General features: G+C 59.5%; 13 protein-coding genes. 6 read left to right on the forward strand and 7 right to left on the reverse strand.

Translation table 11 applies throughout. The annotated features are described in order from the left end of the window. Positions 1-98 precede the first annotated feature (98 nt). The 5 genes from AC1D2P_RS28340 to AC1D2P_RS28360 all read right to left on the reverse strand — a co-directional run bounded on the left by AC1D2P_RS28340 (position 99) and on the right by AC1D2P_RS28360 (position 4,193). On the reverse strand, positions 99-542 hold the full coding sequence (locus AC1D2P_RS28340; protein ID WP_109785184.1) for a hotdog fold thioesterase: 444 nt from the start codon (positions 540-542) through the stop codon (positions 99-101). Between the two features lie 32 nt (positions 543-574). Beyond that, positions 575-2,242 (reverse strand): AMP-binding protein, encoded by a 1,668-nt coding sequence (locus tag AC1D2P_RS28345; protein ID WP_109785183.1) that lies wholly within the window; start codon positions 2,240-2,242, stop codon positions 575-577. Positions 2,243-2,338: 96 nt separating this feature from the next. Beyond that, the gene (sixA, locus tag AC1D2P_RS28350; RefSeq protein ID WP_109785182.1) at positions 2,339-2,791 is read right to left on the reverse strand and encodes a phosphohistidine phosphatase SixA; all 453 of its coding nucleotides are present in this window, start codon (positions 2,789-2,791) and stop codon (positions 2,339-2,341) included. Then, positions 2,788-3,135, reverse strand: a complete 348-nt coding sequence (locus AC1D2P_RS28355; RefSeq protein WP_046031636.1) for a DUF4389 domain-containing protein — start codon at positions 3,133-3,135, stop codon at positions 2,788-2,790. The genes sixA and AC1D2P_RS28355 overlap by 4 nt, the downstream gene beginning before the upstream one ends. Positions 3,136-3,167: 32 nt before the next feature. Continuing rightward, a complete protein-coding gene (locus AC1D2P_RS28360) occupies positions 3,168-4,193 on the reverse strand; it encodes an NAD(P)H-dependent glycerol-3-phosphate dehydrogenase (protein WP_046031635.1) in 1,026 nt (341 codons plus the stop codon). 196 nt (positions 4,194-4,389) lie between these two features. On the opposite strand from AC1D2P_RS28360, the gene AC1D2P_RS28365 reads away from it, so the two are divergent. The 6 genes from AC1D2P_RS28365 to AC1D2P_RS28390 all read left to right on the forward strand — a co-directional run bounded on the left by AC1D2P_RS28365 (position 4,390) and on the right by AC1D2P_RS28390 (position 11,933). Further along, positions 4,390-6,513 carry a TonB-dependent receptor plug domain-containing protein gene (locus tag AC1D2P_RS28365; protein WP_077431478.1) on the forward strand — a complete coding sequence of 708 codons (2,124 nt, stop codon included), beginning with the start codon at positions 4,390-4,392 and terminating at the stop codon, positions 6,511-6,513. Beyond that, a complete protein-coding gene (locus AC1D2P_RS28370) occupies positions 6,514-7,446 on the forward strand; it encodes an ABC transporter substrate-binding protein (protein WP_477757815.1) in 933 nt (310 codons plus the stop codon). Continuing rightward, entirely contained in the window at positions 7,443-9,344 is a 1,902-nt protein-coding gene (locus tag AC1D2P_RS28375) for an ATP-binding protein (RefSeq protein ID WP_077431474.1), read from the forward strand. Before AC1D2P_RS28370 ends, AC1D2P_RS28375 begins: the two co-directional genes overlap by 4 nt. A gap of 247 nt (positions 9,345-9,591) precedes the next feature. Next, positions 9,592-10,107: a 3-hydroxyacyl-[acyl-carrier-protein] dehydratase FabA gene (gene fabA, locus AC1D2P_RS28380; RefSeq protein ID WP_003227150.1), complete on the forward strand. Its 516-nt coding sequence runs from the start codon at positions 9,592-9,594 to the stop codon at positions 10,105-10,107. 11 nt (positions 10,108-10,118) lie between these two features. Next, a complete protein-coding gene (gene fabB, locus AC1D2P_RS28385) occupies positions 10,119-11,339 on the forward strand; it encodes a beta-ketoacyl-ACP synthase I (protein WP_046031631.1) in 1,221 nt (406 codons plus the stop codon). A gap of 405 nt (positions 11,340-11,744) precedes the next feature. Then, entirely contained in the window at positions 11,745-11,933 is a 189-nt protein-coding gene (locus tag AC1D2P_RS28390) for a hypothetical protein (RefSeq protein ID WP_477811699.1), read from the forward strand. Between the two features lie 83 nt (positions 11,934-12,016). Here AC1D2P_RS28390 and AC1D2P_RS28395 read toward each other — a convergent pair whose 3' ends face one another. Both AC1D2P_RS28395 and mazG read right to left on the reverse strand, forming a co-directional pair. Continuing rightward, positions 12,017-12,559 (reverse strand): DUF2058 domain-containing protein, encoded by a 543-nt coding sequence (locus tag AC1D2P_RS28395; protein ID WP_046031629.1) that lies wholly within the window; start codon positions 12,557-12,559, stop codon positions 12,017-12,019. Between the two features lie 28 nt (positions 12,560-12,587). Beyond that, positions 12,588-13,421: a nucleoside triphosphate pyrophosphohydrolase gene (gene mazG / locus AC1D2P_RS28400; RefSeq protein WP_046031628.1), complete on the reverse strand. Its 834-nt coding sequence runs from the start codon at positions 13,419-13,421 to the stop codon at positions 12,588-12,590. Between the last annotated feature and the right edge of the window lie 71 nt (positions 13,422-13,492).

The following is a 13,492-nucleotide window of genomic DNA, read 5'->3' on the forward strand; positions in this document are numbered from 1 at the left end:
TTTCAGGTAAACCGAGGTGGTCGAACTGACGACTGCTGCGCAGCCGAACGCCGCCTCGCCGAGCCTCGACAGCGGCTACGGGCCAGGCCGCAGGCGGATCAACGCGCCGGCGGATTCTCGCCCAGCGGCACAACTGCCATGGTCAGACGCGACACACAACTGGCCTTGCCTTCATCGCTACTCAAACGGATATCCCAAACGTGGGTCGTGCGGCCAATGTGTATCGGCTTGGCCACGGCGGTCACTCGCCCACTGCGCAGGCCGCGCAAATGGTTGGCGTTGATTTCCAGGCCCACGCAGTAAAACTTGCTGGCATCGATGCACAGGTAGCTGGCCATGGAGCCGACGCTTTCGGCCAGCACCACCGAGGCGCCACCGTGCAGCAGGCCGTAAGGCTGGTGAGTGCGGTGGTCAATGACCATGCTCGCGGTCAGGGACTCTTCGTCGAACGCTTCGAAGCGGATATCCAGCACTTCGCCGATGGTGTTTTTCTGGATTGCGTTCAACTGCTCGATGTTGGGAGTGGTACGCCACAGACTCATCGCTGCTTTCCTTTGTAGGTGTTGTTCGTCGCTCAATCCTGCCACAGCACGGTCTCACTGCGCTCGCTCCATTCTTCGAAGCGGGCGCCGTAAGCCGCTTCGATCACGTTACGCTTGATCTTCAGGGTCGGCGTGAGGAAGCCGTTGTCCACGGCCCAGCTGTCCTTGACCACCACCAGACGCCGCAGGCGCTCATGTTTATCGAGCACGCCATTGACCTCGTCCAGCAGTTTTTCCAGGCTTGAGTGCAGCCCTGCCCTCGCCGTTCCACTGGCATCCTGTTGCCCGACTGCCGACAACACACACAGCCCCAGGGGCGCACTCAGACCATCACCGACCACGCACACTTGCTCGATCCGCGAATGCACTGCCAGGCGGTTTTCGATCGGTGCGGGCGCGACGTATTTGCCCTTGCTGGTCTTGAAGATTTCTTTCAGCCGCCCGGTCAGGCGCAGGTTGCCTTCAGCGTCCTGTTCGCCCTTGTCGCCGGTGCGCAGGAAGCCATCCTCGGTGATGGTTTCAGCGGTTTTCTGCGGTTCCTTGAAGTAGCCGAGCATGGTCGCACCACTGCGCACCATGACCTCGCCCGAGTCGTCGATTCGTACTTCAACCTCCGGGCAGGGCTTGCCGATCCAGCCGGGCTTATTCTCGCCGGGCCGGCCAATGTGGGAATAACCGCAGCTCTCGGTCATGCCGTAGACCTCAAGCACATCCAGCCCCAGTTTGCGGTACCACAGCAGCAGGGTCTGCGGCACAGGCGCCGCGCCAGACAAGGCGACACGCAACGCATCCAGCCCCAACCCGGCGAGGACTTTGTGCCCGACCCGCTTGCCGATAATGGGCAGGCCCAGCAAAAAATCGAGGCGTTTTGCCGGGATCTTGCTGTACACGCCCATCTGGAACTTGGTCCAGATTCGCGGCACACCAAACAATGCGGTAGGCCGCGCACGTTGCAAATCAGTCAGGAAGGTATCGAGGCTTTCGGCAAAGAACACCGTCTGCCCGGTGTAGATCGATGCCAGCTCGACGAACATCCGTTCGGCCACGTGGCACAGCGGCAAGTAAGACAGCAGTCGGTCCGACTCGTTGAGCCCAAACAGTTGCGTACCCCGCGTGGTGGCAAAGCCCAGATTACCGAAGCTGTGCATCACGCCTTTGGGCAACCCGGTGGTGCCGGAGGTGTAAATGATGGTCGCCAACTGATCGGCGCCGGGCTTGGGGTCATCCTGGATGGGCGAACTGCGCTGCAGGTCGGCCCAACTGAAATCGAAAGTACCGGGCGGGTGCAGCGGCAGACTGATTATCGGCAGGTCAGATTTGACGCCACGGGACATGTTCGGCCAGTCGTCGAGTTTGCCGATAAACGCCAGTGCCGCTTCGGAATGATCGAGCACCTGGGCCACGGATTCGGCAGTCAGGTTGGGGTACAACGGGACTGAGACGTGCCCGGCCATCCAGATCGCCAGGTCGGCGATGATCCAGTGGGCACAGTTTTTCGAGATCAGGGCAATGTGGCTGCCTTGTGGCAGTTCGCGAGCCCTCAGCCAATGCGCGGCGCAGCGAGCCTGGTGGCCGACGTCGGCCCAGGTCAGGGTCTCGACCTGCCCGCCACCCGTGGGCTGGACCAGGAAACGCTGGCGTGGATGGCGGGCCTCACGCTCGTAGAAAACATCCAGCGGCAATCGAAAAGCAGCAGACATGCGACTCGCTCCTGAATTTTTGTTCTGGAGCAAGCGTAGCCAACCAAGCAAGTGCTTGGTTGACTATTTCGTACAAAATTTTCCCGTCGGCAAATTTTATGGGTGTTTGATGCCGTTGAGCTTCATCGAACCAATCAGCAGCTCATCGGCGTCGAGTTCGGCCAGCCCGGCGGTGCTGACTTTCTCCGGCGGATGCCCGGCGCCATGTTGCAGGTAGCTCAACAAGTGACCGACCAACGGGTTATGACTGACCAGCAGCACATTGCTCACCGACACGAGTTGCTCGGCCACCTTGTCCGGGTCGGTTTCCGGGGTCAGCCACTCGACCGTACGAATCTCCGGCTCGAAACCCAACGCTTCACGCACCACTTGCGCGGTCTGCTGCGCTCGCAGGTAGGGGCTCGCATAGATCGCCGTCAGCGGTTGCCCGATCAGCAGCGCAGCAGTGCGCAACACTTCCTCGCGACCGTGGTCGGTCAGCTCCCGTTCCGAATCAGGACGGGAGCCATATGGTTCAGCTTCACCATGACGCAATACCCAGAGTTTCATAGCTTGGGTTCCTCATCTCTGACCGGATGCGGTGCGGGTGCCACGACGTGCGGCGCTTCACCTTCCGGTGTACGCGGCGCCGGCCAATCGGCAAACGGCCAGGGCTTCTGGTCGCTGTGGAAGGTGCCGAACCGACCGATCTGGGCCAGGAACTGGCTCAGGCTGTCGCCGAAGTTCATCAGGCTGGCGCTCGGGGCGCCATAAAACAAACGATAGATCAGTTGAACCAGCACCACCGCGCCAAGGATGAACTGCGCCACTTGCCAGACCAGCAGGAAGACGATCATCCACAGCACCCGCAGCAGGATGGATTCGTACTTGGACTCGGTTTTCGGATCGTTCATGTCGCTGTCCCCTGCTTTGTTTTAAAGCGTGCTTAGTTGAAACCGCTGGTGGAAATAAAATCGACGTCGGTTTTCGGTTCGCCGCGCATCAACAGCCCTATCACCTGCTCAAGCGTGCGCCCCTCGAACAGAATTGCGTGCAACCCGGCGACCAACGGCATATAGACGCCGACCTCTTGAGCCTTGGCCTTGAGCACTTTGAGCGTGTTCACGCCTTCGGCCACTTCGCCCAGACGCGTGACCGCGTCTTCCAGGCTCAGGCCTTGGCCGAGGGCGAACCCGACCTGGTAGTTGCGGCTTTTCGGTGACGAGCAGGTAACGATCAAATCGCCCACGCCGGCAAGACCGAGGAAGGTCATCGGGTTGGCCCCCTGATTCACCGCAAAACGCGTCATTTCCGCCAGCGCCCGGGTGATCAGCATGCTCTTGGTGTTTTCGCCCATGCCCAGCGCCACCGCCATGCCGGCAATGATCGCGTAAACGTTTTTCAGCGCTCCGCCCAACTCGACGCCAAAACGGTCGGCGCTGGCATACACGCGAAACGTCCGGCCGTGCAGCGCAGCCTGGACCCGCTGGCACAGTTCTTCGTCTTCGCTGGCGACCACAGTGGCGGTCAATGCGTGTTCAGCGATTTCACGGGCCAGGTTCGGCCCCGACAGCACGCCGATGCGCGCTTGCGGAGCGATTTCCTCAAGGATCTCGCTCATCAGCTTGAACGTGTGGGCTTCGATGCCTTTGGTCAGGCTGACCAGCAACTTGCCACTCAACCGCTCGGCGTGCGGAACCAGGACCGAACGCAGGGCGCTGGAGGGCAGCGCGACGAAACACAGGTCGCAGGCATCCAGCGTGGCTTGCAGGTCAGTCACCGGTTCTACCGCCGGGAGAATCTTGATGCCTTTGAGGTAACGCGGGTTTTCACGATTGACCCGAATGGCCTCGGCCTGTTCGGGGTCACGCATCCACTGTCGGACCTGATGCCCGTTCTCGGCCAATAGATTAGCCACGGCGGTACCAAAACTTCCGCCTCCCAGGACCGCAATTGGGCGCTGTTCAGTCATATGCAATCCGTTAATCCATACCAGTGGCGATGTCGGCATTATACGGAGCGTCCCAGTGGCGGCCAGCCCCTGCGTCAATTACCCACAAATGTAGGAAGAAGGCCGATAAATCCTAGGAAAATGCCGGTATCGCCAATGGAAAAGTAGACAAGCTCGGTTAACATGCGCGCCAACCTATCGCGATCAAGGGTATGACGTGACGTTTGCTTCTCCTTCACCCCGCTCGCCGCTGGTCCTGGCGCTGATTTTCAGCCCGTCCTTGCTGGCCGACGACTTGTTTCTCGACAACGAACCGCTCCCGCAAGTGCTGACGGCCACCCGCCTGAAGCAGTCGCCGGCGGCGGTTCCGGGCAGCATGACGGTGATCGACAGCGAACTGATCAACGACAGCGGCGCGCGCGACATCAGCGAGTTACTGCGGCTAGTGCCCGGCATGATGGTCGGCAACCTCAGCGGCAACCAGGCCGCCGTGAACTACCACGGCACCAACGTCACCGGGGCCCGGCGCATGCAAGTGCTGATCGACGGTCGCTCGGTGTACCGCGCGGGCCTCGCCACGGTGGACTGGAGTGATATCCCGGTCGCCATGGAAGACATCGAGCGCATCGAAGTGTTTCGCGGCCCGAACACCGTCAGCTATGGCGCCAATGCGCTGATGGCGGTGGTCAACATCATCACGCGCAACCCGGCCGACAGCCATGGCACGCGAGTGAAAGTGACCCGTGGCCAGCGCGGCATCAACGACTATTACGCCAGCCAGGGTACCGGTTGGGACGGTGGCGACCTGCGTCTGTCCCTGTCGGGCCAGCAAGACGACGGTTTCGATTCGGACCGCAACGAGGCCGATTATCGTGACAGCCGTCGCCTGAACCGCTTTAACCTCGCGGTCAGCCAGACGCTCACGCAAAGCCAGAGCATCGACTGGCAATTGAATGCGAAGGAAGGCACCAACCAGCGGCCCTATACCTACCGCCCGGTGTTCCCCGGGATTACTGCCGCCGGGGACAATTCTGACGTCACCGCCAAAGACTACGCCGGCTCCTTGCGCTGGAACCTGGACTTGAATCCCGAGCACAGCCTTTATATCCAGGGTTCGGCCCAGCATTGGGATCGCCAGCAAACCTGGCGCGCCTGTGATGCCGAGGTGTCATTCAGCCCGGAACTGACCCGACTCTGGCAGCTCAATCCAAACTACACCGAACGCCTGGCGCGCAACATGGATCGCTTCACCGGTTCCGGCGCACCTCGCGGCACGCCAGCGGAACAAGCGCTGGCCAATCAGGTGCTGGCGCAATGGAAAAACGGCGCGCGGCAAACACTCTGTGGTGACATCGATCAGAGCGCCCGTGAATCGCGCTACGACCTCGAAGTGCAAGACACCCTCAGCCTGTCCGACAGCCTGCGACTGGTCAGCGGCATGAACTATCGTTATGACCGGGCAGATTCCGAGACCTATTTCAATGGCACGCTCGACGACACGACTTGGCGCACGTTTGGCCAACTCGAATGGCGTGCCACAGAGCATTGGTTGTTGCAGGGCGGGGCGATGTTCGAGGACACGCAGTTGACCGGCAGTTCTCTGACCCCGAGGGTGGCGGTCAATTACCTGATCACTCCGCGTCACGGTTTGCGCGCCGTATACTCTGAAGCGATCCGCTCACCGAACATGTTCGAAAACAACGTCAACTGGAGTTACCAGGTGACCAATCTGCGGCCCACGGCCTACGGTCAGACCAGCGCCCGTTATTTCGTCAAGACCCGAGGTCCGGGTGACCTCGACAAGGAACACATGCGCTCGCGAGAGCTGGGTTACAACGGCTACTTCGCCAAACTGGGGCTGAGCGTCGATGTGAAGCTGTTCTACGACGAAATCAGCGACATGATCAGCGAGCCGCTGCGCAACAACCAGTACATCGCCAGCAACTCGAACAACGCGCGGTTTTCCGGGGCTGAAACGCAACTGGACTGGCGTCTTGATAACGCTGACCGCCTACGCCTGACTTATGCCTATGTCGACGCCGACGCGAGTAACCCGCTGGATGAGCAGCAGACTGCGCGCAACAGTGGTTCCGCCGGTTGGCTGCGCGATTGGGGCTATGGCTGGAACAGCGCGCTCTTCTACTATGGCGACGATGCGCTCAACGGTTACCGCTTCGAGCGCGTCGACACGCGCATCGCCAAACGCATCGGCCTGGGCAAGGCCAACCTGGAACTGGCCGGTGTCCTTCAACAACGTCTGGATAACCAGCCCACCACGTTCATCGACAACAATTACGACGAGCGTCGAGTGCTTTACTTCAGTGCGGAGCTGACGTTTTAAATGCTGCAGCGCTTGGCATGGAAATCGCCGCCACTGGGCCGCCTGCTGGTCGGGTTGTGCCTGGCGGTTGGTTGCCTGTTGGGCGCCGTGCCGGCACAAGCCGCCGACATTCTATTGACCGGTGCCGAAGACAGCCCCGGTGTGCAATCCTTCGTCCATTCGCTGAGTGAAATGCGCCCGGCCGACAGTGTGCGTTTCCAGCCACTGGCGAGCCTTCCAATGCCCGGCAAATTACCCGCTGGCACTCGCTTGATTCTGCTCGACCTGCCGAGCCTCGACTGGCGCCAGCAAGAGACCCAGGGCCCGGCGACGCTGGTGCTGCGTATCAGCCGCCTGCAAGCCCGGCAACGTTTCGGGAATAACGTCCCACCGCACCTCAGCCTGCTCTGGAGCGATCCGCCGCTGGATCGGCAATTGCGCCTGACCCGGCTCATCCTGCCCCAGGCCAGGCGCATCGGTGTGCTGTACGACAGTCACAGCGAATTCCTGCTCAATGAATTACGGGAGGCCGCCCTTGGGCTGGGCCTGGAAGTGGTCACCGAGCGTTGGGATAACATCAACGACAGCCGTCCTTTGCAGGCCCTGCTGAAAAATTGCGACGTATTGCTGGGTCTTGACGATCCCGACCTTTACAACCCGAAAACTGCAAAAAATCTGCTGCTGAGCAGCTATTCCCGGCAATTGGCATTAGTCGGCCCCAACGCCGCGTTCGTCAAGGCGGGCAGCCTGGCCAGCACTTACAGCGATCAGAGCGACTGGCTGCAAGTGCTCGACGAAGTGCTCGACCTGCCACCCCCGAGCTGGCCGCGTGCTCTCTATCCGCAGCACTTCAAAGTGTTAAGCAATCCGCAAGTGGCTCGTTCATTAGGAATTGAACAGGTGAATGAAACATCTGTCGCCACCCAGTTGGCTGAAGGAGAAAGCCGTCCATGACCCTCCGGCGCTCTTGGGACATCAGTACGCGCACCCAGATGATCAGTCTCGGCCCTGCCCTGTTGCTGACGTTGCTGCTGATCAGCTTCTTTACCTTTGTGCGGATCCAGGACTTGCGCCAGGAGCTCAACCACACCGGGCAATTGATCGCCAACCAGCTCGCACCCGCCACCGAGTACGGAGTGATCTCGGGGAACAACGAGGTGCTCGAAAGTTTGCTCAAGGCCACGCTCGCCACGCCGAACGTGCGATTTCTGGAGGTCCAGGACAACGCCAACCGGATATTGGTGTATGTCGAGCAGCCGTCGGAAACCTACAGACGCTCGCAGCAAGTCGAAGTGTTTCAGGCACCGGTGCGGCTACAGCGGATTGCGCTCAACAATGATTTTTTCCAGGGGTCCAAAGCGGCGAGCACAACCCCCTCCGAGGACTACCTGGGCCGGGTGATCGTCGGTTTGTCGAATGACGCCTTCAACCAGCGCCAGCAGGAAATCTTGTTGAAGGCTGCGATCCTCGCGCTGTTCGCCCTGCTGTTTACCTTTCTCGTTGCCCGGCGCCTGGCGGGCAGCCTCTCCCAACCGATCCGCGATATTGGCGACGCGGTGAAAGCGATTCAGGAAGGCGATTACAAAACACCCCTGCCGATTGTCGACGACACCGAGTTGGGCGCGCTGTCGCAACACATCAACAACCTCGCCGCCGGCCTCGAACAAGCCAGCCGCGAACAGCATCAGGCAATGGCACAGTTGATCCAGACGCGTGAGGAAGCGGAAAAGGCCAACAATGCCAAGTCTGACTTCCTGGCAATGATGAGCCATGAACTGCGCACGCCGATGAATGGCGTGCTCGGTATGCTGCAATTGCTGGAAACCACCGACATGACCGAGGAGCAGATCGAATACGCGGCTTTGGCGTCGGAGTCCACCGAACACCTGCTCAAGGTCATCAACGATATTCTCGACTTCTCGCGCATCGAGCGCTCGGAACTGGAACTGGAGCACATCCCGTTCAACCTCGCGGACTTGATCAGCACTTGCGCCCAATCGTTCCAGCACAGCGCGTTGCAGCGCGGCCTCGACCTGCAGTTGCAAATCCCCGAGGACATGCGCGCCCTTCAAGTGCAGGGTGATCCGACGCGGATCCGGCAGATTCTGGTCAATCTGGTCGGTAATGCCTTGAAGTTCACTGAGCACGGCCGCGTGAGCATCGAACCGCAGTGGCAATCGCTGGATCACGAACTGCTGTGGTTCACCTGCACCGTGCGCGACAGTGGCATCGGTATTTCCGCTGAAAGCCTGGAGCTGATGTTCAATGCATTCCAGCAAGCCGACAGCTCTATTTCAAGACGCTATGGTGGTACCGGCCTGGGCTTGCCGATTGCCCGTACTTTGGCTGAACGCATGGGCGGCACCTTGCGGGCTCAGAGCGAAGAAGGCCTGGGCTCGGTGTTTACGCTGGAAATCCCGCTGGCACTGTACAAGCAGCCGCTGCCCGTACTGACACCCCGGGCACAGACCGGCAACGATGATGGCGAAGGGCGCAATGTGCTGCTGGTCGAAGACAACCCGGTCAATCAGACCGTCATCGAAGCAATGTTGCGCAGCCTGGGCTTTACTGTCAGCGTCGCAACCGATGGCGCGCAAGCGGTGCGCAGTGCCGAGAGCCTGGTATTTGAAGCGATTCTGATGGACTGCCGCCTGCCAATCATCGATGGCTACGAAGCAACCCGTCAGATCCGCCAATTGCCCGGCTGCACCGACTTGCCGATCATCGCATTGACGGCCAATGCGTTGCAGGGCGACCGCGAAGCCTGCTTGTCGGCTGGCATGAACGATTATCTGGCCAAGCCCTTCAAACGGACTGATTTGCAGCAAATTCTGCAGCGCTGGGTGCAGTAGTACAGGCCTTTCGACCATCTGCGACTGGCGTGAAAGGCGAAAGTGCGGCAGTCTTAGTCACCCGAACAGGCCCGAAAAGGGGCTTGAATAATAATTTCAGTGCACAAGTGTACATTCATGTCCTTGGTGCTGTGACTTTCACCACAACGCAATAGTCTATGAGTAGGCTGCCGGTTCGAGGCATGAACGCTTCGATCGGCCGGGAAGATTTGCCCCACCTGCCGCATGGGACTATTGAGGAGCTCGCATGACCAAACAAAACGCCTTTACCCGGGAAGACCTGCTGCGCTGCAGTCGCGGTGAGCTGTTCGGCCCAGGTAACGCGCAACTGCCCGCCCCGAACATGCTGATGGTTGATCGCATCACCCTGATCAGCGAAGAAGGTGGCAAGTACGGCAAAGGTGAATTGGTCGCCGAGCTGGATATCAATCCGGACCTGTGGTTCTTCGCCTGCCACTTCGAAGGCGATCCGGTGATGCCGGGCTGCCTGGGCCTCGACGCCATGTGGCAACTGGTCGGCTTCTTCCTTGGCTGGCAAGGTCTGCCGGGCCGTGGCCGTGCGCTGGGTTCGGGCGAAGTGAAATTCTTTGGCCAGGTCCTGCCGACCGCCAAGAAAGTCACCTATAACATTCATATCAAGCGCGTCCTGAAGGGCAAGCTGAACCTGGCCATCGCCGACGGTTCGGTCACTGTCGACGGTCGCGAAATCTATACCGCCGAAGGCCTTCGGGTCGGCGTGTTTACCTCCACTGACAACTTCTAAGGGTTATTCGCATGCGCCGCGTCGTTATCACTGGTCTGGGCATCGTTTCGTGCCTGGGCAATGACAAAGAGACCGTCTCCGCTAACCTGCGTGCAAGCCGCCCTGGCATCCGGTTCAACCCGGAATATGCCGAAATGGGTCTGCGTAGCCAGGTTTCCGGCTCCATTGACCTTCCCCTCGAAGAGCTGATCGATCGCAAGATCTATCGCTTCGTCGGCCACGCGGCGGCTTACGCCTACCTGGCCATGAAAGACGCCATCGCTGACTCCGGTCTGAGCGACGAACAAGTTTCCAACCCGCGTACCGGCCTGATCGCCGGTTCCGGTGGTGCCTCCACGCTGAACCAGATGGAAGCGCTGGACATCCTGCGCGAGAAAGGCGTGAAGCGCGTTGGCCCATACCGCGTAACGCGGACCATGAGCAGCACCGTTTCCGCTTGCCTGGCCACCCCGTTCAAGATCAAGGGCCTGAACTACTCCATCGCTTCTGCCTGCGCCACCAGTGCTCACTGCATCGGTACCGCCATGGAACAGATCCAGATGGGCAAGCAGGACATCGTATTCGCTGGCGGCGGCGAAGAAGAACACTGGAGCCAATCGTTCCTGTTCGACGCCATGGGCGCACTGTCCAGCCAGTACAACGAAACCCCGGAAAAAGCTTCCCGTGCCTACGACGCCAAGCGTGACGGTTTCGTCATTGCTGGCGGTGGCGGCATGGTCGTGGTCGAAGAGCTGGAACACGCTCTGGCGCGCGGCGCGAAGATCTACGCGGAAATCGTTGGCTACGGCGCGACCTCCGACGGCTACGACATGGTCGCCCCAAGCGGCGAAGGCGCCATCCGCTGCATGCAGATGGCCATGTCCACCGTTGACGCACCGATCGACTACCTGAACACCCACGGCACTTCGACTCCGGTCGGCGACGTCATGGAAATGAAGGGTGTTCGCGAACTGTTCGGCGACAAGGCTCCGGCCATCAGCTCCACCAAAAGCCTGTCGGGTCACTCCCTGGGCGCCGCCGGCGTTCACGAAGCGATCTACTGCATGCTGATGATGGAAGGCAACTTCATGGCAGGCTCCGCCAACATCGACGAGCTGGACCCAGAAGTGGCAGACATGCCAATCCTGACCAAGACTCGCGAAAACGCCACCATCGACACCGTGATGAGCAACAGCTTCGGTTTCGGTGGCACCAACGCCACGCTGGTACTCAAGCGCTGGGCTGGTAAGTAATACCCGCCGTTTCGCTGTATTGAAAAACGCCCCGACTGGTTCGGGGCGTTTTTTTTGTGCCTGAAATATCCCCTGTAGCAGCTGGCGAAGCCTGCGTTCGGCTACGCAGCAGTCGTAAACCTGAGCATCCAGTCTTCCTGGCACACCGCATTGCCTGATTCACGACTGCTGCGCAGCCGAACGCAGGCTTCGCCAGCTGCTACAAAGAGCCCGTCGAACATGAAGCTTTTGTCATGAAACCAACGGGCCTGCGACCGAATGTCGCGCACTTAAAGGGCTGCAGGATTTTATTCAAATCTGCAAAAGTTTGTTTCCAGATCCGTCAGTTTACTTAGCAAGCTAACAACTCATATAACAGAGGCCTGCACATGCCTTGGTGCAGGTAATTGAGATTGGAGCTAGCAGATGACTGTAAAAGTAACTGAACGCGACGATTCACATAAATCCCATGAGGGTGTAGCCGCSGGTRTCCGCATYTGGGATGTMCAYCAACAAGACATGCTGGTGGGSATGTTTCACTCCGAGACTGACGCGCATAACTACAAAGCGGAACTCGAAACACTGGAACAGCAAAGAGCGCTGCTATCCGCCTGACCGCTGCGCCTGAGCAACTACAGCATTGAAAACGACAAACCCCGCCATGAGCGGGGTTTGTCGTTGATGAAGCCCTTAACGGCTTACCACATCAGATCATCCGGGATCTGATAGGCCGCGTACGGATCGTCCTCGGCCGCCACTTCTTCAGTCTTCACGTTCATCTGCACGATACGCTGTGGATCGCGCTCCTGAATCTTCAGTGCCGCTTCACGCGGGATCACTTCGTAACCGCCAGCATGGTGCACGATGGCCAGCGATCCGTTGCTGAGCTTGTTGCGCATCAGCGTATTGACGCAGAGGCGCTTGACCTTCTTGTCGTCGACGAAGTTGTAGTAGTCCTCGGTGGTCAGCTTTGGCAGACGCGAGACTTCGATCAATTGCTTGACCTGAGCGGCGCGAGCCTTGGCCTCGACCTTTTCCTGTTGCTGGCGGTTCAGCTCCTGGTCGCGCTTGACCTTCTCGGCCATGGCTTCCTGCGCTGCACGCTGCTGGGAATCATCGAGTTCAATCTGGCCCTTGTGGGCCAGGCGCTGCTGTTTCTGCTTGTCTTTGCTGACCTGCTTGGCCTGCTTCTGGTTGACCAGCCCTGCTTTGAGTAACTGGTCGCGAAGGGAAATGCTCATGGTGCTTGTTTCTCACTTAGGCAACTGCTCAACCGCAGCTGGTCAAATTCTTTTCCTGACGTTTGGCTTCGCCCCACAGGGCGTCCAACTCTTCGAGGGTGCAATCTTCTATGGGACGGTGGGTGTCGCGCAATGCCTGTTCGATAAAACGGAAGCGTCTTTCGAATTTGCCGTTGGCGCCACGCAGTGCGGTTTCCGGATCGACCTTGAGATGACGCGCCAGATTGACCACCGAAAACAACAGGTCACCAACCTCATCGGCAATCGCTGCCGAGTCATTGTCGGCCATCGCTTCGAGCACTTCATCGAGCTCTTCGCGGACCTTGTCCAGCACCGGCAACGCGTCTGGCCAGTCGAAACCGACCTGCCCGGCGCGCTTCTGCAGTTTCGCCGAGCGCGACAATGCCGGCAGCGCGGCCGGTACATCGTCGAGCAACGACAATTGCAACGGTGCCGCTGACTTCTCGGCGCGCTCTTCGGCCTTGATCTCTTCCCAGCGCTGCTTGACCTGCTCTTCACTCAGTCGCGGTATGTCCACCGGCGCATACAGATCACCGGTAGGAAACACATGAGGGTGACGACGGATCAGCTTGCGGGTAATGCTGTCGACCACGCCGGCGAATTCAAAGCGCCCTTCTTCGCGCGCCAGTTGGCTGTAATAAACCACCTGGAACAGCAAATCCCCCAGCTCACCCTGCAAGTGATCGAAGTCACCGCGCTCAATGGCGTCAGCGACTTCGTAGGCTTCCTCAAGGGTGTGCGGGACGATCGTTTCGTAGGTCTGCTTGATGTCCCACGGGCAACCGAACTGCGGGTCGCGCAGCCGGTTCATCAAGTGCAGCAAGTCTTCAAGTGAATACATCAATCATTCTCTGCATCTGAATCGCAAAACCCGTAGGAGCCGAGCTTGCTCGCGATAGCGGTACATCAGGT

The sequence above is a fragment of the Pseudomonas sp. P1_F1_2 genome (genome assembly GCF_056405815.1).

Coding starts and splice junctions, on each gene's coding strand:
- AC1D2P_RS28360 (WP_046031635.1), bottom strand. CDS start 4,193: ATGACTGAACAGCGCCCAATTGCGGTCCTGGGAGGCGGAAGTTTTGGT.
- AC1D2P_RS28370 (WP_477757815.1), top strand. CDS start 6,514: ATGCTGCAGCGCTTGGCATGGAAATCGCCGCCACTGGGCCGCCTGCTG.
- fabB (WP_046031631.1), top strand. CDS start 10,119: ATGCGCCGCGTCGTTATCACTGGTCTGGGCATCGTTTCGTGCCTGGGC.
- AC1D2P_RS28375 (WP_077431474.1), top strand. CDS start 7,443: ATGACCCTCCGGCGCTCTTGGGACATCAGTACGCGCACCCAGATGATC.
- AC1D2P_RS28340 (WP_109785184.1), bottom strand. CDS start 542: ATGAGTCTGTGGCGTACCACTCCCAACATCGAGCAGTTGAACGCAATC.
- mazG (WP_046031628.1), bottom strand. CDS start 13,421: ATGTATTCACTTGAAGACTTGCTGCACTTGATGAACCGGCTGCGCGAC.
- sixA (WP_109785182.1), bottom strand. CDS start 2,791: ATGAAACTCTGGGTATTGCGTCATGGTGAAGCTGAACCATATGGCTCC.
- AC1D2P_RS28395 (WP_046031629.1), bottom strand. CDS start 12,559: ATGAGCATTTCCCTTCGCGACCAGTTACTCAAAGCAGGGCTGGTCAAC.
- fabA (WP_003227150.1), top strand. CDS start 9,592: ATGACCAAACAAAACGCCTTTACCCGGGAAGACCTGCTGCGCTGCAGT.
- AC1D2P_RS28355 (WP_046031636.1), bottom strand. CDS start 3,135: ATGAACGATCCGAAAACCGAGTCCAAGTACGAATCCATCCTGCTGCGG.
- AC1D2P_RS28345 (WP_109785183.1), bottom strand. CDS start 2,242: ATGTCTGCTGCTTTTCGATTGCCGCTGGATGTTTTCTACGAGCGTGAG.